At 59.4% G+C, this 21,263-nt stretch carries 19 protein-coding genes; 10 read left to right on the top strand and 9 right to left on the bottom strand.

Going from position 1 to position 21,263, the window contains the following annotated elements; genetic code table 11:
• Positions 1 to 139 precede the first annotated feature (139 nt).
• Positions 140 to 1,600: an MORN repeat-containing protein gene (locus tag ACT2B1_RS03960; protein ID WP_171239848.1), complete on the top strand. Its 1,461-nt coding sequence runs from the start codon at positions 140 to 142 to the stop codon at positions 1,598 to 1,600.
• A gap of 7 nt (positions 1,601 to 1,607) precedes the next feature.
• Here ACT2B1_RS03960 and ACT2B1_RS03955 read toward each other — a convergent pair whose 3' ends face one another.
• Positions 1,608 to 2,273: an SDR family NAD(P)-dependent oxidoreductase gene (locus ACT2B1_RS03955; protein WP_171239849.1), complete on the bottom strand. Its 666-nt coding sequence runs from the start codon at positions 2,271 to 2,273 to the stop codon at positions 1,608 to 1,610.
• A gap of 285 nt (positions 2,274 to 2,558) precedes the next feature.
• Here ACT2B1_RS03955 and ACT2B1_RS03950 point away from each other — a divergent pair, with 285 nt between their 5' ends.
• Positions 2,559 to 4,127 (top strand): 2-isopropylmalate synthase, encoded by a 1,569-nt coding sequence (locus ACT2B1_RS03950; RefSeq protein ID WP_481668595.1) that lies wholly within the window; start codon positions 2,559 to 2,561, stop codon positions 4,125 to 4,127.
• A 42-nt stretch (positions 4,128 to 4,169) separates the two neighbouring features.
• Here ACT2B1_RS03950 and ACT2B1_RS03945 read toward each other — a convergent pair whose 3' ends face one another.
• Both ACT2B1_RS03945 and ACT2B1_RS03940 read right to left on the bottom strand, forming a co-directional pair.
• A complete protein-coding gene (locus ACT2B1_RS03945) occupies positions 4,170 to 5,903 on the bottom strand; it encodes an adenylate/guanylate cyclase domain-containing protein (protein WP_171122470.1) in 1,734 nt (577 codons plus the stop codon).
• A 121-nt stretch (positions 5,904 to 6,024) separates the two neighbouring features.
• On the bottom strand, positions 6,025 to 6,810 hold the full coding sequence (locus ACT2B1_RS03940; RefSeq protein ID WP_171239851.1) for a 23S rRNA (adenine(2030)-N(6))-methyltransferase RlmJ: 786 nt from the start codon (positions 6,808 to 6,810) through the stop codon (positions 6,025 to 6,027).
• Positions 6,811 to 6,965: 155 nt separating this feature from the next.
• Between ACT2B1_RS03940 and ACT2B1_RS03935 the strand changes: the two genes are divergently transcribed.
• The 6 genes from ACT2B1_RS03935 to ACT2B1_RS03910 are packed head-to-tail and all read left to right on the top strand — an operon-like array spanning position 6,966 to position 13,530.
• Positions 6,966 to 8,012 (top strand): rod shape-determining protein, encoded by a 1,047-nt coding sequence (locus ACT2B1_RS03935; protein ID WP_039523195.1) that lies wholly within the window; start codon positions 6,966 to 6,968, stop codon positions 8,010 to 8,012.
• Between the two features lie 56 nt (positions 8,013 to 8,068).
• On the top strand, positions 8,069 to 8,971 hold the full coding sequence (mreC, locus tag ACT2B1_RS03930) for a rod shape-determining protein MreC (protein ID WP_171122474.1): 903 nt from the start codon (positions 8,069 to 8,071) through the stop codon (positions 8,969 to 8,971).
• Positions 8,964 to 9,500: a rod shape-determining protein MreD gene (locus ACT2B1_RS03925; RefSeq protein WP_171239853.1), complete on the top strand. Its 537-nt coding sequence runs from the start codon at positions 8,964 to 8,966 to the stop codon at positions 9,498 to 9,500. The genes mreC and ACT2B1_RS03925 overlap by 8 nt, the downstream gene beginning before the upstream one ends.
• Complete coding sequence (gene mrdA, locus ACT2B1_RS03920) at positions 9,497 to 11,446, top strand: penicillin-binding protein 2 (protein WP_481668594.1); 1,950 nt, start codon at positions 9,497 to 9,499, stop codon at positions 11,444 to 11,446. Before ACT2B1_RS03925 ends, mrdA begins: the two co-directional genes overlap by 4 nt.
• On the top strand, positions 11,443 to 12,582 hold the full coding sequence (gene rodA / locus ACT2B1_RS03915; RefSeq protein ID WP_171122480.1) for a rod shape-determining protein RodA: 1,140 nt from the start codon (positions 11,443 to 11,445) through the stop codon (positions 12,580 to 12,582). Before mrdA ends, rodA begins: the two co-directional genes overlap by 4 nt.
• A gap of 15 nt (positions 12,583 to 12,597) precedes the next feature.
• The gene (locus tag ACT2B1_RS03910) at positions 12,598 to 13,530 is read left to right on the top strand and encodes a 2-hydroxyacid dehydrogenase (protein ID WP_171239855.1); all 933 of its coding nucleotides are present in this window, start codon (positions 12,598 to 12,600) and stop codon (positions 13,528 to 13,530) included.
• Here the strand turns inward: ACT2B1_RS03910 and ACT2B1_RS03905 are convergent, their stop codons facing one another.
• The 6 genes from ACT2B1_RS03905 to ACT2B1_RS03880 all read right to left on the bottom strand — a co-directional run bounded on the left by ACT2B1_RS03905 (position 13,531) and on the right by ACT2B1_RS03880 (position 20,063).
• Positions 13,531 to 15,546, bottom strand: coding sequence for a M3 family metallopeptidase (locus ACT2B1_RS03905; RefSeq protein ID WP_481668593.1), 2,016 nt, complete (start codon positions 15,544 to 15,546; stop codon positions 13,531 to 13,533). It lies immediately after the preceding gene.
• 58 nt (positions 15,547 to 15,604) lie between these two features.
• Positions 15,605 to 16,642 (bottom strand): HesA/MoeB/ThiF family protein, encoded by a 1,038-nt coding sequence (locus ACT2B1_RS03900; RefSeq protein ID WP_171124511.1) that lies wholly within the window; start codon positions 16,640 to 16,642, stop codon positions 15,605 to 15,607.
• The gene (gene dut, locus ACT2B1_RS03895; RefSeq protein WP_171122488.1) at positions 16,642 to 17,097 is read right to left on the bottom strand and encodes a dUTP diphosphatase; all 456 of its coding nucleotides are present in this window, start codon (positions 17,095 to 17,097) and stop codon (positions 16,642 to 16,644) included. The genes ACT2B1_RS03900 and dut overlap by 1 nt, the downstream gene beginning before the upstream one ends.
• Before the next feature lie 15 nt (positions 17,098 to 17,112).
• Entirely contained in the window at positions 17,113 to 18,309 is a 1,197-nt protein-coding gene (coaBC, locus tag ACT2B1_RS03890; protein WP_171239857.1) for a bifunctional phosphopantothenoylcysteine decarboxylase/phosphopantothenate--cysteine ligase CoaBC, read from the bottom strand.
• A 63-nt stretch (positions 18,310 to 18,372) separates the two neighbouring features.
• On the bottom strand, positions 18,373 to 19,188 hold the full coding sequence (locus ACT2B1_RS03885) for a ChaN family lipoprotein (protein ID WP_171239858.1): 816 nt from the start codon (positions 19,186 to 19,188) through the stop codon (positions 18,373 to 18,375).
• Complete coding sequence (locus tag ACT2B1_RS03880; RefSeq protein WP_171211795.1) at positions 19,185 to 20,063, bottom strand: RNA polymerase factor sigma-32; 879 nt, start codon at positions 20,061 to 20,063, stop codon at positions 19,185 to 19,187. Before ACT2B1_RS03880 ends, ACT2B1_RS03885 begins: the two co-directional genes overlap by 4 nt.
• Before the next feature lie 100 nt (positions 20,064 to 20,163).
• Here ACT2B1_RS03880 and cobU point away from each other — a divergent pair, with 100 nt between their 5' ends.
• Together cobU and ACT2B1_RS03870 are read left to right on the top strand one after the other, a co-directional pair.
• Positions 20,164 to 20,685, top strand: a complete 522-nt coding sequence (gene cobU, locus ACT2B1_RS03875) for a bifunctional adenosylcobinamide kinase/adenosylcobinamide-phosphate guanylyltransferase (protein ID WP_371808220.1) — start codon at positions 20,164 to 20,166, stop codon at positions 20,683 to 20,685.
• Positions 20,682 to 21,260: a histidine phosphatase family protein gene (locus tag ACT2B1_RS03870; RefSeq protein WP_171239859.1), complete on the top strand. Its 579-nt coding sequence runs from the start codon at positions 20,682 to 20,684 to the stop codon at positions 21,258 to 21,260. Before cobU ends, ACT2B1_RS03870 begins: the two co-directional genes overlap by 4 nt.
• Positions 21,261 to 21,263: the final 3 nt, after the last annotated feature.

Genomic DNA, 21,263 nt, shown 5'->3' with positions numbered 1-21,263 from the left:
CTCTTGCCCTCGTCTGTTCTAATGCCATTTAACAGATCGCACCGCGAGGAAAAGACAAATGCGGCAAAAGCCGTTGCCCTGCCCCCATCGGTATCTTAGTTTTGCGCAAAAGGACGATAACCGGGCAGGCTGAACAACCATGAACGCATTCCGCACTTCGATTGCCGCAACTGCGATGGCCTTGATGACACTGTCCGCCTCCGCGCAGGATGGTCAGGTGATTGTCGCGGATGACGAAGTTGGCGGTGTTTACGAAGGCACTTTCCTGAATGGTTTGCGCCACGGCACCGGAACCTATCGCCTGCCAAACGGATTCGAATATTCCGGCGAATGGGCCGAGGGCGAGATTCAGGGCAAAGGTGTTGCGCGATATGTGAATGGCTCGGTCTATGAAGGCATGTTTGCGAAAGGCCAGCCGGAAGGTCAGGGAAAGATTATCTATCTCGACGGCGGCAGCTATGTGGGCGCGTGGGCTAACGGATCAATCAACGGCGACGGCATTGCGACTTATGCAAATGGTGTGATCTACGAGGGCGCATTCAAAGACGCGCGTTATCACGGCAAGGGTGTTCTGACTGACCCAAGCGGTTACGTATATGACGGCGATTGGGTGGACGGAACCAAACAGGGCAAGGCAAAGATCACGTCGGCACAGGGCAGCGTGTATGAGGGGGACGTCCAGAACGGCCAACGCCACGGTCAGGGCACGCTGACCATTCCCGATGGCATGACATATACAGGCGCATGGACCGAAGATCGCATGACCGGTAAGGGGCGTTTGCTTCAGGCGAACGGCGACCTCTACGAGGGTGATCTTGTGGATGGCCAGCGTCAGGGCAAGGGCAAGGCAACCTATGCCAATGGCGCGACGTACGACGGCGATTACCTTGACGACCGGCGCCACGGAAAAGGGCGTTTTCTGGGAACAGACGGGTTCGAATACAACGGTGACTGGGCGGACGGGCAGATCCAAGGGTTTGGCGAACTGACCTACCCCGACGGCTCGACCTACGTGGGTGACTTCAGCGCGGACCTGCCGCATGGCAAAGGGATGCATACGTATTCCGATGGAATCATCTACGAAGGCGACTGGATTGCCGGTGTGTTTGAAGGAACCGGCAAGGCAACCTATCCAAATGGCGCTGTCTATTCCGGACAGTTCAAAAATGGTCTCAGTCACGGGACGGGTGTTCTGACATTTGCCAACGGATACCGGTACGAGGGCGACTGGGCAGAAGGCGCGCGGCAGGGAAAAGGAAAAGCCAGCTTTCCTGACGGAACCGTGTATGACGGCGAGTTTTCTGACGGAAAACGCCACGGACAGGGCACCATCACAACACCGCGCGGCTTCACCTATACCGGTGGATGGGTCGATGGCAAAATAAGCGGCACCGGGGTCGCAACCTATGCCACGGGGGATGTGTACGAAGGTGGATTTCTGGACAACAAGCGCCACGGTGACGGCACCATACGCTACGCCAATGGTCAGGAAGAATCCGGTGTCTGGGAAAACGGAGTGCTTCCAGAAGAAAACGTGGCAGAGCCTGCAGTAACACCTTCGACAGAGACCCCCGAAGAGGACACGCCCACGGCTGACTGAGCATCGCTCACCACGGCACGGTCTCACCTTTCCAATCAAAAAATCCGCCTGTCTGGGCCGGAGTAAGACGGTCTATAACGCCCAGCAAATTCTTGGCGGCCTCTTCTGGCGCGACAGTTGGATGGCGTCCGGAATATTTTTGGGTAAAGCTGGTGCGAACTGTCCCTGGATGCAAGGCGACGCAAATGGATTGCGGATGCGTGCGCGCCAATTCTATCGCCGCTGTGCGCACGATCTGGTTCAAGGCAGCCTTGGCTGCGCGATAGCTGATCCACCCACCCAAACGGTTATCGCCGATCGACCCGACGCGGGCAGACAGGATCGCGACGACGCATTGCCTGTCGCGCGGCAACAACTTATGTGCGTGCCCAAGTACCAGCGCCGGCCCGACCGCGTTGAGTGCAAATTGATCCATCATGACAGGTGCCGAGATTGACTTGATCGTCTTTTCTGGCTCGGCCCCGTTCACCTCCAGCGCGCCAGTGGCGATCAAGATCATGTCAAACGGGCCATTCTGCTTATCCAACCCCCGATCCACGCTTTCAGGGTCTGTCACGTCAAAACCATCAGACGACCGGGACAAGCCCGTCGCCAATACACCGCGCTGTCGCAATCCTTGGCACAAAGCGCTACCAATTCCGCCTGATGCACCGATGACAAGAGCTGACTTCATCATCAGTGACCTAGCTGCCAGGTCCCATGGATCAACCGGGTCGAAAATGAAAACCTTCTGACGGCTATACGCAAATTCCTTCTTTTCATTCCCGGCATGGGTTGTATAACCTCAATCCTATGATCAACCGCGCAGATATCCTTGTTGCCGACACCGCCACCCGCGGTGCGTCACTGCGTGGCCTACTGATCCTAATCCGCCTCTGAGCGTGCCATCCGGCGCGCCCGCTCAGAGGAGGACGCCCGCGCGCCATAGGCTTTAGGACAGAAGAAGAAAGAGATTCCCATGACCAACGTGACCGACCAAGACCGCGTCTTGATCTTTGACACCACTTTGCGCGACGGCGAACAAAGCCCCGGCGCGACCATGACCCACAACGAAAAGCTGGAGATTGCCGAGCTGTTGGACGAAATGGGTGTCGACATCATCGAGGCCGGTTTTCCGATCGCCTCCGAAGGTGACTTCAAAGCTGTCAGCGAGATCGCCGAGCGGTCGAAAAACAGCCGCATCTGTGGTCTGGCCCGCGCCAATTTCGCAGACATTGACCGCTGCTGGGAGGCGGTGAAACACGCCGAGAAGAACCGGATTCACACCTTCATCGGCACCTCGCCCCTGCATCGCGCCATACCGAACCTGACCATGGACGAGATGGCCGACAAGATCCACGAAACGGTTAGCCATGCCCGCAACCTGTGCGAAAATGTGCAATGGTCGCCGATGGACGCGACGCGGACGGAATGGGATTACCTCTGCCGCGTGATTGAAATTGCGATCAAGGCCGGGGCCACCACGATCAACATCCCCGATACCGTGGGCTATACTGCTCCGGTCGAAAGCGCGGATCTGATCAAGCGCCTGATTGATACGGTTCCGGGCGCGGACGTGGTAGTTTTTGCCACCCACTGCCACAATGACCTTGGTATGGCGACCGCGAACTCGCTGGCTGCTGTCGCAGGCGGGGCGCGTCAGATCGAATGTACCATCAACGGTTTGGGTGAACGCGCGGGCAACACCGCGCTTGAAGAGGTCGTGATGGCCCTGCGGACCCGCAATGACATCATGCCTTGGACCACGGGCATCGACACCACAAAGATCATGCATATCTCGCGCCGCGTGGCGACCGTGTCGGGCTTCAACGTGCAGTTCAATAAAGCCATCGTCGGCAAGAACGCCTTCGCGCATGAAAGCGGCATCCATCAGGATGGCATGCTGAAAAACCGCGAAAACTTCGAGATCATGCGCCCCGAGGATATCGGCCTCTCCGGCACCTCTCTGCCTTTGGGCAAACACTCGGGCCGCGCCGCGCTGCGCGACAAGCTCGAGACGTTGGGATTTGATGTCGGTGACAACCAGCTCAAGGACATCTTCGTGCGGTTCAAGGATCTGGCCGACCGTAAGAAAGAGGTGTTCGACGACGACCTCATCGCGCTGATGACCATGGATGAGCATGACGACTACCTCCAACTGGTGTCCATGAAAGTCACATGTGGCACCGGGGGTCAGGCGGAATCGACGGTCGAGCTGGAAATGGACGGCAAGGACATCATCGCGACGGAACATGGCGACGGACCGGTGGACGCGACCTTCAAGGCGATCCGGTCGATCTATCCCAACAAGGCGCATTTGCAACTGTACCAGGTTCACGCGGTAACCGAAGGCACCGACGCGCAGGCCACTGTGTCCGTGCGGCTGGAAGAAGACGGCATGATCGCAACGGGGCAATCGGCGAATACCGACACAGTCGTTGCATCCGCCAAGGCGTATATCCACGCACTGAACCGGTTGATCATGCGACGTGAAAAGGCAGGCCCCGGCGCGGACGCCCGCGAGATCAGCTACAAGGATCTGACATAAACCGGACGGCCCGCACAAGCGGGCCGTTTTTCGTTTGGCGCGTCAGGCCAAACCGGCTTTTTCCAAGCCACGAACGAAATGGTGCAGATCGTCTTCCTTGGAATAGTGCAGGGTTGCGACGATATCCTCGATGCTGATGTCTGGTTGCGCGGCCTCGACTGCCTCGGCATGTTCGCGCGCTTCGGCATCATTTCCAAGCCAGGCATGACAAGCCGCAACATAGGCGTTTTGGACCATGTCCAAAGACGGCAAACGTCCGAAATCATCTAGCGCCTGATGATAGTTTTTGGCGCAGAACCGCGCCTTTCCCAGATGGCTCCAGAACCGGGCGGGGTGATGCGGGTTCAGGCGCATGGCTTTCTGTATCCATTCCGCCCCCTCGTCGGGTCGGCCTGACCAGGTCAACAACTCTCCCATCTGGACAACGACAAGATCGTAATTGGGATTCAGAGACAACGCTCTTTCCTGATGGTACCGCGCACGCCCAAGATTGTTTCGCAAGATCTCTACCGCCGCCATCAGGCGATGCACGTCAGCGTCGTTGTCATCCAGCGATGCTGCCTTAAGTATGGCCTCTTCGCATTCGGCCAGCATCGCTTCGCGGTCGTCACACCAGCCGTACCCCCAGGCCTGTCCACGGATACAACCGCTCCAGGCATGGGCATGCGCATAATCCGGATCCAGTTTGATTGCCCGGTCGATCATTTCGGTCGCTTCGACATTCGCTTGGCGCGTGCTGCGATGGTGCAGCACCTTGGCCGCCAAGACGCATTCATACGCTGCGAAACTGGAGGGTGTCTTGCGCGTCAGACCCTCTTGCTGCGATGCTTCGATCCGCCCCGGCAAGGTGGCGACCACAGCGGAAATCACTTCGTCCTGAATCGCAAATATGTCGTCCAGATCGCGGTCGTATTTCTCGGCCCAGACGTGCCCGTCATTATCGCTGTCGATAAGCTGAACGGTGACCCGCACCCGGTTTCCGGCCTTTCGCACACTGCCCTCGACAATGTACTGCGCCCCCAGTTTTTCACCGACCTCCCGCACATTCACGGCCTGTCCCTTATAGACAAAACTGGAATTTCGAGAGATTACGAACAACTCGTGCCTTCGGCTAAGTTCGGTCAGCAGGTCCTCGGTCAGACCATCTGCAAAGAACTCCTGCTCGGTGTCGCCGCTCATGTTGGCGAAAGGCAAAACCGCGATCGAAGGCTTTACGACCTTGGTGTCTGCTTCTTCTATCGGCTCGACGTCGTCAGAAGGTCTATCCAACTCGACACGATAAGCATGGACGGGTTGAGACAGGTTCTTTAGTTCGAGATTGCCCAAGTCCTGATATTGAAATTCAAGTCGACCAGACACCTGATCATGCACTGTGCCCGAAATCACCACACCTCCGGCATGGGCTGACTGCTCCAACCGGGCGGCAATGTTTACGCCGCTGCCAAAGATATCGCCGTCTTCGAAAATGATCTCATCAAGATTGATGCCAATCCGGAACTGTATGCGTTGATCCCTTGGGACATCTGCATTCCGCCGCAGCATCCGGTTCTGAACCTCGACCGCGCAGGTAACCGCATCGCTGGCGCTGGAAAACTCGACCAGCATCCCGTCGCCGGTGGTCTTGATGATCGTGCCCCTGTTCTTGTCGATGGCCGGATCAATCAGTTCTATTCGGTGCGTGCGCAACCGCGCCAGCGTGCCTTGTTCATCGTTCTCCATCAAACGGCTGTACCCGACCATGTCGGCAGCCAGAACCGTAGCAAGTCGGCGATCCATGGCACCCCTCCTCGCCCGAATTCTAGGGCCGAAAACCCCATTGTCATAAGGAATTTTCAAAAAACACCCTGTGCGTGTATAGGGTGGAGGTCAATGCGACCGACGCATGTATTCAGGCGTCTTAAAGCCCGGCAAAGAGTGAATCCAGCCGACGGGTTTCCTCATTGAACCCAAACGGGGCGTTCACAACGAACATTCCGGAACCGATCATGCGGTGCCCTTCGCGCGCGGCCGGAAACCGGACTTCATGACATTCGGCTTTCGGCAGGTTCTGTTTTACCAGCGCCTCAACCATCGCTTTGTGCCGCCCGTCGGACAGGATCGGATACCACAACGCAATCACCCCAACGTTCCACTTGCGGTGCAGCTTGGAAATGATCCCAGGCAAGCGATCGTACTCCGATTTCACCTCATAGCTTGGGTCGATCAACAGCAGCCCTCGGCGTGGTGTCGGTGGCAGCAACGACTGCGCCAGTTCGTAGCCATCCTGCTGGTAGATCTTTGCCCCGTAGGCAGACATCGTCATCGACAGTGCCGCGTATTCCTGCGGGTGCAACTCGGCAAAGTGCAAACTGTCCTGTTCGCGCAGCAGGCTGGCAGCGATCAGGGGCGAACCGGCATAGCTGTTCTCACCATGACGCGCCCGAACAATACTTAGCGCCATTGACAAGGGATGATCCGCGCTGAACCACCCTTCGCGCCGCGCCCGTTCGATTCCAGCGGCGGCCTCGCCCGTCCGCACGGCCTCGGCTGCATCCAACTGATACAAGCCACGGCCCGAATGCGTCTCGAGATAGGTCAGAGGCTTGTCCTTGCGGGTCAGATATTTCAGCATCCATGCCAACAAAGCGTGCTTTTGCACATCAGCCAGATTTCCAGCGTGGTAAATATGTTGATATGAGAGCATGTTGCCTTCTAAAGTCCCTCTCAATAAGGCGGAAAGGTGCTGATTGACGCGGAATCAGCCCTTTTACCGGGCGAGATGGCACCCTATAAGACATCCGTCCCGGAACCGTCGAGTCGCGGGCAGTAGAAATTCTGACGAACGGGATCAGTGAACACATGGGAATCTTTGGCAATCTGGGCGGCTTGTTCACAGCGGACATGGCCATTGACCTTGGGACAGCGAACACGCTGGTTTATGTCAAAGGGCGCGGTGTGATCCTGTCGGAACCCTCAGTGGTTGCCTATCACGTCAAGGACGGTGTCAAAAAGGTTCTGGCCGTGGGTGAGGACGCCAAGCTGATGCTAGGCCGGACACCGGGGTCCATCGAAGCGATCCGCCCGATGCGCGAAGGTGTCATCGCGGATTTCGACACCGCCGAAGAGATGATCAAGCACTTCATCCGCAAAGTGCACAAACGCTCGACCTTCTCTAAGCCCAAGATCATTGTCTGCGTGCCCCATGGTGCGACACCCGTTGAAAAACGCGCGATCCGACAGTCGGTTCTGTCCGCAGGCGCGCGCCGCGCAGGCCTGATTGCCGAACCGATTGCAGCCGCCATTGGTGCCGGGATGCCGATCACTGATCCAACCGGCAACATGGTCGTCGACATCGGCGGCGGTACTACAGAGGTTGCGGTCCTGTCGCTGGGCGACATCGTCTACGCGCGATCGGTCCGCGTGGGTGGCGACCGCATGGATGAGGCGATCATCTCGTACCTGCGCCGCCAGCAGAACCTGTTGGTCGGTGAATCCACCGCTGAGCGGATCAAGACCACCATCGGCACCGCCCGCATGCCCGACGATGGCCGCGGCCAGTCGATGCATATCCGGGGCCGCGACTTGTTGAACGGCGTGCCGAAAGAAATCGAGATCAGTCAGGCGCAGGTTGCCGAAGCGCTGTCAGAACCCGTCCAGCAGATTTGCGAGGCGGTGATGACCGCGCTGGAAACCACGCCGCCCGATCTGGCCGCGGATATCGTGGACCGGGGTGTCATGCTGACCGGCGGCGGCGCGCTACTGGGCGATCTGGACCTTGCGCTGCGCGAACAGACCGGTTTGGCCGTGTCGATTGCCGATGAAAGCCTGAACTGTGTGGCTTTGGGCACCGGCAAGGCGCTGGAATATGAAAAACAACTGCGCCACGCGATTGACTACGAAAGCTAAGGCGCGCACCCTTTTGGGGTGAAAACTCGGGCAAGAGCAGCACGGGAAGGTAACCTGTGGCAAAGGACCGATCACAGCGCGACGAATACACAACCCCCTTACGCCGCCTGCTGCTGGGGATCGTGGTTCTGTGTCTGCTGGGCATCTTTCTGGTCTGGCGCATTGACAGCCCGCGGGTGGAGCGGTTCCGCGCACAGGTCGTAGACACCGTCGTACCCTCGATGGATTGGGCCATGGTTCCGGTCACGGCCGTCGTAAACCTTGTACGTGATTTTCAAAGCTATCAGCGCCTGAGCGAGCAAAATCAGGAATTGCGCAGCGAACTGCGCCTGATGCGCGCGTGGAAAGAAGCGGCCCTTCAGCTTGAACAGGAAAACGCCCGCCTTCTTGACCTCAACAATGTGCGGCTTGATCCGCGCCTGACCTATATCACGGGCGTCGTAATGGCGGATAGCGGCTCGCCCTTCCGTCAGTCGGTCTTGCTGAATGTGGGCGAGCGTGACGGGATTATGGACGGCTGGGCCACGATGGATGGGATCGGCGTGGTGGGGCGCATCTCGGGCGTTGGCCCGGACACGGCGCGGGTGATCCTGATGACCGATGCCTCCAGCGCGATACCCGCAACAATTCAACCTTCTGGCCAGACCGCACTGATCGCGGGGGATAACACGCCTTCTCCGGCGGTCGAGTTTCTTGAAAACCGCGAACTGGTACGTCCCGGTGACCGGGTTGTCACATCGGGCGATGGCGGCGTTTTCCCGGGTGGTTTGTTGATAGGCCAGATCACGGCTGACCCCGGTGGGCGCCTGCGGGTCCGTTTGTCCGCTGATTTCGAAAGGCTCGAGTTTCTGCGGGTCCTACGGTTCCATTCTGCGCCTCCGATTGAGGATTCCGGCGATATCGTCGGGCCAAGACGACCCGAAGCCGCCAAAGCACCTGCAGAGGCTGGCGATGGATAGGCAGGTCTCGCAGCTTTGGACCAAGCGGGCGCTGTACCTGTTTCTGGCCTTTCTGATCATGTTTCTGCACCTTTTGCCGCTGGACACACAACCGGGGCGCTTGCCGTTTCCCGACCTGCTGATGGCCTTGACCTTCGCTTGGGTCTTACGGCGGCCTGAATACGTTCCAATCCCTTTGATCGCGATCGTGATGCTGCTGGCGGACCTGTTGTTGCAACGTCCTCCGGGATTGCTGGCTGCGCTTGTTGTTCTGGGGTCAGCCTATTTGCGCGGGGCCGCGCCCGGTATGCGCGATGCCGGATTTTTTGCCGAATGGACAACCGCAGCCGTCGCGATCACGGCTGTTTTTGTACTGAACCGCATAATTCTTGCTATTCTAACCGTGCAACAAGCGGCATTGGGGCCGATGGTGATACAAGTGGTTCTGACAATTGCAGTTTATCCGGTGATCGTTCTGCTCAGCCAAAGCGGATTCGGCGTTCGACGCGCCTCGGCGGTGGATTCTGCTGCAGCGGGGCTTCGGTCATGAAACAGCGCAAGACCAAATCGCAGGGGCTTGCCTATAAACGCCTGCCGCGCCGCGCGGTGGTATTGGGCGGCTTGCAGGCGGCCTTCATCGGCGGGTTGGCGGCCCGAATGCGGTTCATGCAGGTGGATCAGGCGGACGAGTACCGCCTGCTGGCGGAAGAGAACCGCATCAATATCCGACTTATCCCCCCAACACGCGGACGGATCTACGACCGTAACGGACAAATTATAGGACAGAACTCGCCATCCTATCGGATCGTGATGGTCCGAGAGGATGCGGGCGATGTCGATGCTGTTATCTCCAAGCTGTCCGATCTGATCCCATTGACCGATGACGAAATCGAACGCGCCAAGACTGAGATGCGCCGGTCCGCCCCGTTCCTTCCGGTAACGCTGGCGGATCAGGTGACGTGGGAAGATATTTCAAAGGTCGCGGTCAACGCCCCTGCCCTGCCCGGTGTCACCCCCGAAGTTGGCATGACCCGCCAATACCCAAGATACGAAGACTTTGCGCATGTCGTTGGGTATGTCGGCCCGGTCAGCGACTACGACCTCAGCCAGATCGAGGATCCCGAGCCGGTTCTTCGTATTCCCCGTTTCCAAATCGGCAAGGTCGGTCTGGAAGCCAAACAGGAAGGCACCTTGCGCGGCAAAGCAGGCGCCAAACGGGTCGAGGTCAACGCCACAGGCCGCGTGATGCGCGAATTGGACAGGCAAGTGGGTGAGGCCGGTGCCGATCTTCAGCTATCCGTGGACGCAGACCTGCAGCAATACGTACAGGCACGTTTGGCAGGGGAAAGTGCCGCAGCCGTTGTAATTGATTGCGAAACCGGGGACATACGCGCCATCAGCTCTGCCCCCAGTTTCGACCCAAACCTGTTCGTGCGCGGCATTTCTGTCGCGGATTATCGGACGCTGACTCAGGACAACTACCGCCCGCTGGCCAACAAGACGGTGCAGGGCACTTACCCGCCCGGCTCGACTTTCAAGATGATCACCGCAATGGCCGCGCTTGAGGCCGGGGTAATCGGCCCATCCAACACCGTGTATTGTCCCGGCCACCTGAAAGTCGGCAGCCGCAGGTTCCACTGCTGGAAGCGCGGCGGCCATGGCACCGTCGATCTGGAAACATCGCTCAAACGCAGTTGCGATGTTTACTACTATGACGTGGCTTTGCGAACCGGTATCGACCGGATCTCGGACATGGCGCGCATCTTCGGACTGGGCGTGAAACACGACATACCGATGTCCGCCGTTGCCGCAGGGCTTGCACCGAACCAGGAATGGAAACAGCGCGTGCACGGTCAGGATTGGCTAGTGGGCGACACGGCGAATGCCTCGATCGGTCAGGGGTTCATGCTGGCGTCACCATTGCAGCTAGCGGTCATGACGGCGCGGATCGCCACAGGGCGTGCTGTCTCGCCGCGTTTGGTACGGTCAGTGAACGGTGTCGAAGAACCCTCGGGCGCGGGTGAACCTTTGGCGGTGAACCCAAACAACCTTGAACAGGTGCGCAAGGCGATGTTCTCGGTCTCGAACGACCGGCGTGGAACGGCCTATCGCAGCCGGATTATCGCTGATGAGTTCCGCATGGCGGGCAAAACCGGAACCAGTCAGGTGCGCAACATCACCAAGGCTGAGCGGGCTGCTGGTGTTATCCGCAACGAAGACTTGCCATGGGAACGCCGTGACCACGCGCTGTTCGTCAGCTTTGCGCCGTATGACAACCCAAAATATGCCGTCGCTGTTGTCGTGGAACACGGCGGCGGGGGCTCCAAGGCGGCGGCGCCGGTTGCGCGGGATATCATGCTGCAGGCCCTTTACAACGGCACACCGCCACTGGAAGCCTACCCGGTCGCCGACCGCGACCGCATCAAGGAACAGCAAAAACGGCTTGAGGGCGATCGCCGCCCCAAAGCGCGTCCGTCCGAAAAGGACCGCGCATGAGCTATCTTGAATACGCCGTCAAATCCACTCCGTCAGGGTTTCGCAAGTTTCTGTTTATGAACTGGCCCCTCACCCTGTTGCTGATCAGCACGGCCAGCGCCGGGTTCCTGATGCTGTATTCGGTGGCCGGAGGGTCTTGGACCCCCTGGGCGGAACCTCAGATGGAGCGGTTCGGCCTTGGCCTAGCGGTCATGTTCATCGTGGCGCTTGTGCCGATCTGGTTCTGGCGCAACATGTCAGTGGTGGCTTATCTGGGCTCGATCGCTTTGCTGGTATTCGTGGAGCTGTTCGGCACTGTCGGAATGGGCGCACAGCGTTGGATTGATCTTGGGTTCATGCGGCTGCAACCATCCGAAGTCATGAAAGTGACGTTGGTGATGCTGCTGGCATCGTATTATGACTGGTTGCCATCGCACAAAACATCGCGTCCGATCTGGGTCATCATTCCCGTCATCCTGATCTTAATTCCCACGTTCATGGTGCTACGCCAACCGGATCTTGGCACCTCGATCCTGCTGCTCGCGGCCGGGGGTGGATTGATGTTTCTTGCGGGTGTCCACTGGGCCTATTTCGCTGCAGTGATCGCTGCGGGTGTCGGCCTGATTGCCACCGTGTTCAACAGCCGTGGAACAGAATGGCAGCTTCTGAAAGACTATCAATTCCGCCGCATCGACACGTTTCTCGACCCGTCTACCGATCCGCTGGGTGCGGGGTACCATATCACGCAGTCGAAAATCGCACTGGGGTCTGGGGGGTGGAACGGGCGCGGATTCATGCAGGGCACACAATCGCGGCTGAACTTTCTGCCTGAAAAACACACCGACTTCATCTTTACCACGCTGGCCGAAGAGTTCGGTTTTGTTGGTGGCATCACACTGCTGACCCTGTACGGACTGATCCTGATCTTCTGCATGGTCACGGCGCTGTCGACGAAGGACAGGTTTTCTTCGCTGGTGACACTCGGGATTGCGTTGAACTTCTTCCTGTTTTTTGCCGTGAACATGTCGATGGTCATGGGCCTTGCCCCGGTCGTGGGTGTGCCCCTGCCAATGGTCAGCTATGGCGGATCGGCTATGCTGGTTCTGATGGCAGCCTTTGGCATTGTCCAAAGCGCCCATATCCACCGTCCCCGGTGATCGGAAAGGCCCCCAATGTCCGTGAACGTCCTGTTTTCCGCCCGCCCCGAGCTTTGGCCGGTATATCAGCCGCTGTTGTCAAAGTACCTGACCGAAGCCGGATTGAACTTCCGTCTGTCAACTAACATCGAGCCGGATCAGGTGGACTATATCGTCTACGCCCCAGATGGCGGGCTTCTGGACTTCGCGCCATATACACGCCTGAAGGCCGTGCTGAGCCTTTGGGCCGGGGTCGAAAAGATCGCGGGCAACGAAACCCTGACCGTTCCTCTGGCGCGGATGGTAGATCACGGCCTGACGCAGGGCATGACAGAATGGGTGGTGGGGCATGTTCTGCGCTATCACCTTGGGATGGATCAGCACATTTCTGTTCAGGATGGCGTATGGGCACCGGACGCCCCGCCATTGGCGCCTGAGCGACGGGTTTGCATCCTGGGTCTTGGAGCATTGGGTGATGCCGCCGCGCGCGCCCTGGCCACGCTTGGTTTCGAAGTCACGGGCTGGAGCCGCACCGCCAAGGATATTCCGGGGGTAAGGTGTCTGCATGGTGACGCGGGGCTGCGTACCGCCCTGTCACAAGCTGAAATTGTCGTGCTGCTCTTGCCGGATACGCCTGTGACCGCAAATACACTGAACGCCGAAACGCTGGCCCTGCTGCCGAAAGGCGCATGCGTTATCAATCCCGGCCGGGGGCCATTGATTGACGATGACGCGATGTTGTCAGCCCTGAACTCCGGCCAGATCGGGCACGCGACGCTGGATGTATTTCGGGTGGAACCCCTGCCCGGCGATCATCCCTATTGGGCGCACCCCAAAGTGACGGTCACGCCCCACATCGCATCGGAAACCCGCCCTGCCACGGCCGCGCAGGTCATTTGCGACAACATCGTCCGAGGTGAAGCCGGGCAACCCCTGCTGCACGTCGTGAACCGCAATCTGGGATACTGATCAGGCCGAGATCAGGCCACGGCCTTTCAACAACGCCTCTACCCCCGGCAACCGGCCCCGGAAGGCCAGATACAGGTCTTCGGCCTCGCGCGAGCCACCGGTGGACAGGATATTTTCCTCCAGCGCCTTGGCGCGGTCGGGATCGAAGGCTCCTCCGGCTTCTTCGAAGGCGGCGAAGGCGTCGGCATCCATGACCTCGGACCACATATAGCTGTAATAGCCCGCGCTATAGCCATCGCCCGCAAACACATGGGCGAAATGCGGGGTGGCGTGGCGCATCCCGATGGCCGGGGGCATCCCCAGACCCTCTAGCACCTGCGCCTGTGTCGCGATCGGATCGGCGGGGGCCGCGCCGTCGTGGAATTCCAGATCGACCAGCGCCGAGGCGACATATTCGACCGTCTGAAACCCCTGATCGAAATTGGCGGCCTTCAGCACCTTGTCCAGCATGTCCTGCGGCATCGGCGCGCCGGTATTAGCATGGGTGGCAAACTCGGCCAGAACCTCGGGGACTTCCAGCCAGTGTTCATAAAGCTGGCTGGGCAGTTCCACGAAATCGCGCGCCACAGATGTACCCGAGATACTTTCATAGGTCACATCCGACAGCATCTGGTGCAGCGCATGACCGAATTCATGAAACAGTGTCCGCGCATCATCATAGGACAGCAACGCCGGATCGCCTTTGGCGAAGTTGCAGACATTGATCACGACCGGAGCCTGCACCGTGGGGAATTTGGCCTGAGACCGCATCGCGCTGCACCACGCGCCGGATCGCTTGGACGCGCGCGCGAAGTAATCCCCGATGAACACCGCGACATGCTGGCCGTTGCGCGTGACCTCCCACGCGCGGCAATCGGGGTGGTACAAAGGCACATCCAGCGGCGCGAATTCCAACCCGAACAGACGGTTGGCGCAGGCAAAAGCGGCCTCGATCATCCGGTCCAATTGCAGGTAAGGCTTCAACGCGGCCTCATCCAGATCATGCTCGGCCTTGCGACGTTTCTCGGCATAGTAGCGCCAGTCCCACGCGGCCAGAGGGCCATTGACACCATCTGCCTGCATCATCTGCGTCAAGATTGCGGCATCCGCATCGGCTCGGGCCTTAGCCGGTTCCCAGACCTGCATCAACAGATCACGCACCTTGTCTGGTGTGCGGGCCATCTCGGTTTCCAACTTGTAGGCGGCGAAATTGGCATAGCCCAGCAACTTGGCGCGTTCTTCGCGCAGAGCGAGGATTTCGGCGGCGATCTCGCGATTGTCCGTCTCGCCCCCGTTCGCGCCACGCGCGGTCCACGCCTTATACGCCACCTCGCGCAGATCGCGGCGGGGCGAGAATTGCAGGAACGGCACGATGATTGAGCGCGACAGGGTCACAACCGGGCCGTCTGCGCCCTTTTCCTGCCCGGCGGCGCGGGCCGTATCCACGACGAAATCGGGCAGACCTTCCAGATCATCCTCGGACAGAGGCATGAACCACTCACGCTCATCCGCCAGCAGGTTCTGGGTAAAGGATGTACCCAGCGAGGCCAGCCGCGCCTTGATCGCCTGCATCCGCGCGTCTGCATCCCCAGTCAGCGCCGCACCCGCGCGCACGAACCCGCGATGGGTCAGCATCAGCACCCGAGACTGTTCGTCCGTCAGGCTCAGATCGTCCTTCCGCGCCCACAGGTCGGCCAACCGCTGAAACAGCGCCTTGTTCGACGAAATGCCCGAGAAATGCGCCGCCAGTTTGGGCGAGAAGTCTCGCTGCAACTCTTCACGCATCGGGTTGCTATCGGCCCCGGCCACGGTGAAGAACACCGACAGGACCTTGTCCAACTGCTCACCTGCGGCCTCAAGCGCTTCGACCGTGTTGGCGAAGGTGGGCGCGTCGGGGTTGTCCGCGATGGCATCGATCTGCGCGTTGTGGACCTTTAGGGCGGTGTCCAGCGCGGGGGAAAAATCGCTGTCGGCAATCGTGTCAAACGGTGCGATTTCAAACGGTGTGGTCCAGTCGGACAGGATCGGGTCGGTCATGAAACTCTCCTTTGATCGCAACCTAGGAGCGCAGGGCAGGATGATCCAGCGCGCGCGCTCACTTACCGCAAATCGGACAATCGGCGCGGCGTGACAGAGTGATCTTGCGGCTTTCCCCATAAAGCGCGTCATAGATCAGCATCTCGCCGCGCAGCGCCTGCCCAGCCCCGGTGATCACCTTGATCGCCTCGACCGCCATCATCGAGCCCACAACGCCGGGCAGAGGGCCGATCACGCCTGCCTCAGCACAAGAAGGGGCCAGACCGGGGGCCGGGGCCTCGGGGAAAATGCACTGATAGCAAGGCGCGCCGTGGGCAGGGTCAAAGACACTCAGTTGTCCTTCCCATTGCGACAACGCGCCCGAGATCAGCGGTTTTCCCAACGCAACGGCGGTGCGGTTGGCCAGATAGCGGGTGTCGAAATTATCCGTTCCGTCGAGGATCAGATCAAAATCAGCGAACAGGTCTGCTGCGATCTCGTCAGTCAGGCGGCGGTGATAGGGAAGCACGGTCACGTTGGGGTTCTGCGCTTTCATGGCCTGCTGGGCCGAGAACACCTTGGGCATCCCGATATCCGCATCCCGGTGGATCACTTGCCGTTGCAGGTTGGCATTTTCGACCTCATCATCGTCGATCACGCCGATGGTCCCTACCCCGGCAGCAGCCAGATATTGCAGCGCGGGCGCGCCCAGACCACCGGCACCAATCACCAGCACGCGGGCCTGTTTCATCTTTTTCTGACCCGGGCCACCCAGTTCCCGCAACACGATATGGCGGGCATAACGTTCCAGTTCGGTTTCAGAGAATTGGTCGGATGGCATGGCGGGCTCCTGCGTGGCGGGCGTCGCGCGGTTGCGTAACGCTTTCAGCACCCTTCCATAAACCAGAACCAGAACCGCGAAACCACCCAGTATAAGCCACATGGCAGCGGACCCGCCAGTTGCCGCACGCAGGGGGTGGCCGTCGGGCAGCACCAATTGGGCTGTTATTACGCCCAACAGCAACACCGCGACCGAAGCCAGACGCGCCGTACGGGACACTCCGGCAAGATAGCCGATACCCCACAACCCAGCGGCCAGAATGAGGACCAACAGCATCAGCCGCGCCCGGTTGACCCGAAACCGCCAGCCCCGCGCGCGGTGTCGCTGAGTGTATCGGCGGCCTCAAAAGTGGCCTGCACAACGGGGGCCACGATCAGTTGGGCGATGCGTTCCCCATGCGTGATCTCGAACGCCTCCTGTCCGGCATTGAGAACGATCACCCCCAACGGACCGCGATAGTCGCTGTCGATCGTGCCCGGCGTGTTTGGGAGCGTAATGCCATGTTTCAGCGCAAGCCCGGACCGCGGGCGCACCTGCACTTCGAAACCCTGAGGGATTTCGATCCGCAACCCGGTTGGAATTAGCGCCCGTTCGCCGGGCTGCAAGGTGACTGACGCACCGTCCGGCATATTAGCCCGAACATCCGCACCGGCCGCACCGGCGGTTTCATAAGAGGGCAAGGGCACCGAGGGGTCCGCTCCGTCCTCGCGGATCACACGAATTGCAACCATCTGAGTTCCTTTTGCCTAGCCGTTCAAGGCATCCGCGATTTTGTCGGCCAGCCGCTTGGCCACGGCGTCCTTGCCCATACGGGGCCATTCTTCCGAACCCTGATCCGAGATCAGGACGACCGCATTTTCCGAGCCCCCCATGATCCCCGTCGCCGGGCTGACGTCATTGGCAACGATCCAATCACACCCCTTGCGTTTGCGTTTGGCCGTCGCGTGTTCAACCACGTTGTCCGTTTCGGCGGCAAAACCAACAACCAACGGGGGGCGTCCGTCGTTCATCTGCGCGACCCTTTTCAGAATGTCCGGGTTCTCGGCAAACTCCAGTGCAGGAAGACCGTCACGGGTTTTCTTCAGCTTCCGGTCCGAGGCGCTGGCCACGCGCCAGTCCGCCACAGCAGCAGCAAAAACTCCGGCGTCCACGGGCAGCGCGGCGTCCACAGCGTCAGACATCTGCTGGGCAGTCTCCACAGGCACAACCTGCACCCCGTCCGGGGCTGGCACATCGGCGGGTCCGGTCACAAAGATCACCTCTGCACCCAAAGCAGCCAGCGCACGCGCCACCGCAGCGCCCTGCGCACCCGAAGACCGGTTGGCAATATACCGAACCGGATCAATCGGCTCATGCGTTGGGCCAGAAGTTACAAGAATGCGTTTCCCCAAAAGCGGGCCATCACCAAGCTGGGCCTCGATCGCGGCAACGATTTCCAAAGGCTCGGACATGCGACCGGGGCCATATTCCCCACACGCCATGTCGCCTTCATTCGGACCGACAAAACCGACCCCATCAGATTTCAACGTCTGCAGATTGCGCTGTGTCGCGGGATGATCCCACATGCGCACGTTCATGGCCGGGGCGCACAAAACCGGCGTGTCGGTCGCCATCAACAGGGTCGAGGCCAGATCATTGGCCAGCCCGCCCGCCATTTTCCCCATCAAATCCGCCGTGGCTGGCGCAACAACAATCAGGTTCGCCGACCGGGACAATTGGATATGCCCCATCTCAGCCTCATCCGTCAGATCAAACAGATCGCGATACACCTTTTCCCCGGCAAGCGCGGAAACAGACAGGGGTGTCACGAATTCTTCAGCCGCACGCGTCAGAACAGGCGTTACAGACGCGCCGCGTTCCTTCAACCGTCGGATCAGATCCAACGATTTATAGGCCGCGATCCCTCCGCCGATGATCAGCAGAATGCGTTTCGATGCCAGCATGTTGTGCCCTTCCCATTCCGGTCGGCCCCGACATTAGGCAAGGCCGCCGAACAGTTCCAGCGGTTAATTCTGGGTCTCAAATGCAAGGCAGGGGTCTTCCCGTTCGACCGAAGGGCTGTCAATCACCGCGTCGAATTCACCTTCGATGCTGCCGTCCTCGGACTGTCCCAGAACGAATACTTTCAACCCCGGGCGCAAGCGAGACAAAAAGGTCGGGACTCCCCAATCCTTGCGCGCATGGCCATTTCCCGTGATCACAGCAACCGGGCCACCCGTTTCATCCGTTGCACGCAGAATCGACCGTGTAAGAACGGCATCGCGTAGCCGCTGAATGGCAACCATTTGCGGCAATGCGCTTTCGGGAATGGCATCGCAATGCGCGGCAAGCTGATCGGCCTCGCGCGCCATCTGCTCGGCGGTCGACAAGGGGATCGTCAGACCATATCGCGCCGCATCCGCGCCCAATGCGGTCGCGGCCCCCCGCTCCATCGCGGCGCGGGCAGCGGCGCGTGGAACCATCGCGCCATAGACCGGCGCATCTGTTGCCTGAAAAACGGGGTAATACATGCTCAATGGTGGCCAGCCGGACTCGGCCCACCGCAATATTCGCGACAATTCCTCGGGGTTGGAGGCCGCTTTCTGGGCAAGTCGCTGCGCCCCCTCCTCGGTCACCATTTCCCATACCACGGCCGAGGGCCACACGATCTTCAATGCTTCGGTCTGCACCATGTGGTGTTGGGGATTGTCATGGATTTCACCCAGAATAACCACGTCCGCCGACCGCATCGCGGCCGCAACGTCGTCTGGAATATGTTGATCAGCACGGCCCTGACTGACCGTAACCATCAATGCACACAGCAGAATCGCAATCTGTTTCATGCGATGAAGTGTTGCACCTCGCGGGATTGCGCTTCAAGGTTCTTGCGCATTTTCACGAATGCCGCCGCTTCCAACTGGCGCACGCGTTCCTTGGACAGGCCAAGCTCCTGCCCCAGACTTTCAAGCGTCCGCGCAGGTTCGCGCAGCTTGCGCTCACGAACAATGAACCGCTCACGCTCGTTGAGCGCCTTCATCGCGGTCACAAGCCATTCCCGCAACTGTTCGGTGTCGTGAGTGTTTTCGACTGTCTCAGCAGCCTGTTCGCGCTCGTCCTCCAACGCATCAATCCACTCGCGCCCGTCTTCATCGGCAGACTGCACGGCGTTCAACGAGAAATCGGAACCGGACAACCGCCCCTCCATCATCTCGACGTCGCGCAGCGGCACGCCAATCTCGGCGGCAATCATCTGATGCAACTGGTGACGATCCAATTGCATTCCTTCTGTCGCGGCTTCCCGCTCCAGCCGTGCCTGGACACGGCGCATATTGAAGAACAGCGATTTTTGTGAGGAGGTCGAGCCCGTCCGAACCATCGACCAGTTCCGCATCACATAGTCCTGAATGCTGGCCTTGATCCACCATACTGCATAGGTGGAAAAGCGCACGCCGCGATCCGGGTCGAACTTGTCGGCGGCCTTCATAAGACCAAGCCCCGCCTCCTGGATCAGGTCATTCATGGGCGCACCGTATCGTTTAAACTTGGCCGCCATCGAAATCGCCAGCCGCATATAGGCCGTGATCAACCGATGCAGAGCTTGCTCGTCACGTTGGTCGCGCCATGCATACGCAAGTTTCAATTCAGTTTCCGCGTCCAGCAATTCCGCCTTCATTGCCTGTCGCGACATTGAAAAATCGTTTGAATTGTCCAGTGCCATGGAAATCTCCCCTTTTCACAGGCGCAGCACGGCCTTGCTTTGCCGACTGATGGTCGATACGCAGAACAAAACCGGGTGGATCACACGGAAGGTAAGAATAGTGTATCCGGATTTAACCTTTGTGATAGGGGGCGCGGCCTCAGGCAAATCTGGCTTTGCCGAACAACTTGTTGTTTCATCAGGTAAAAACCGCACTTACCTTGCCACATCACAAGTGTTTGATGATGAGATGCGCCTAAAGATTGATCGCCATATCGCGCAACGCGGCCCGGATTGGTCAACGATCGAGGCACCGCTGGACCTTGAACCAGCCTTATCAGCTCTGACACCGAACGATGTGTGCCTGATCGACTGCGCGACCATGTGGCTGACCAACCATATGCTGGCCGAAAACGACCTGGTGCAAGCCCAGACCACGCTGTTGAAGGCCCTCGCAGACTGCAAGGCCCCGGTCGTTATTGTTTCCAACGAATTGGGTCAGGGCATCGTACCCGAAAACGCCCTGTCCCGCCGCTTTCGCGAGGCGCAGGGGCGGTTGAATATTGCGCTGGCGGCTCAGGCAGAACTGGTAGTTCAGGTTCAGGTCGGTCTGCCGCTGGTTCTGAAAGGACAGCTACCATGACTCGCCTGCATCTTGTCCGCCATGGCCCGACTCATGCCAAAACCATGGTCGGTTGGTCCGACTTGCCTGCTGACCTCAGCGATACGGCCGCTGTGGCGCGACTGCATGACCATTTACCGCCCGAGTCACTGGTGATTTCCTCGGACCTGTCCCGCGCGGTCGATACGGCATCGGCCATACAAGGCGCGCGCGCGCGCTTGCCCCATCACCCCGACCTGCGGGAAATCAATTTCGGCACGTGGGAGTTGCGCGGATTCAAAGATATCGAGGCCGACGACCCCGAGCTGGCCTTTGCCTACTGGGACAACCCAGGCGACGTGCGCCCGCCCGAAGGTGAAAGCTGGAATGAGGTCCGGGCGCGCGTGGATACCGTTGTTGACGCGTTGATCACACAGCACACCGGGCAAGACCTGGTCGTTGTTGCGCATTTCGGGGTCATTCTAACCCAGGTACAACGCGCATTGGATGTCACCGCTCGAGAGGCGTTTAGCCACAAGATCGACAACCTGTCAGTCACAGAGCTGACCCATCACGGCGACGGGTGGTCTGTTGGGCGGATCAATCACCTTCCGTGATCT

It is taken from the genome of Ruegeria sp. S263 (genome assembly GCF_056780525.1).
This window is presented reverse-complemented; position numbering and strand designations above follow the sequence as displayed.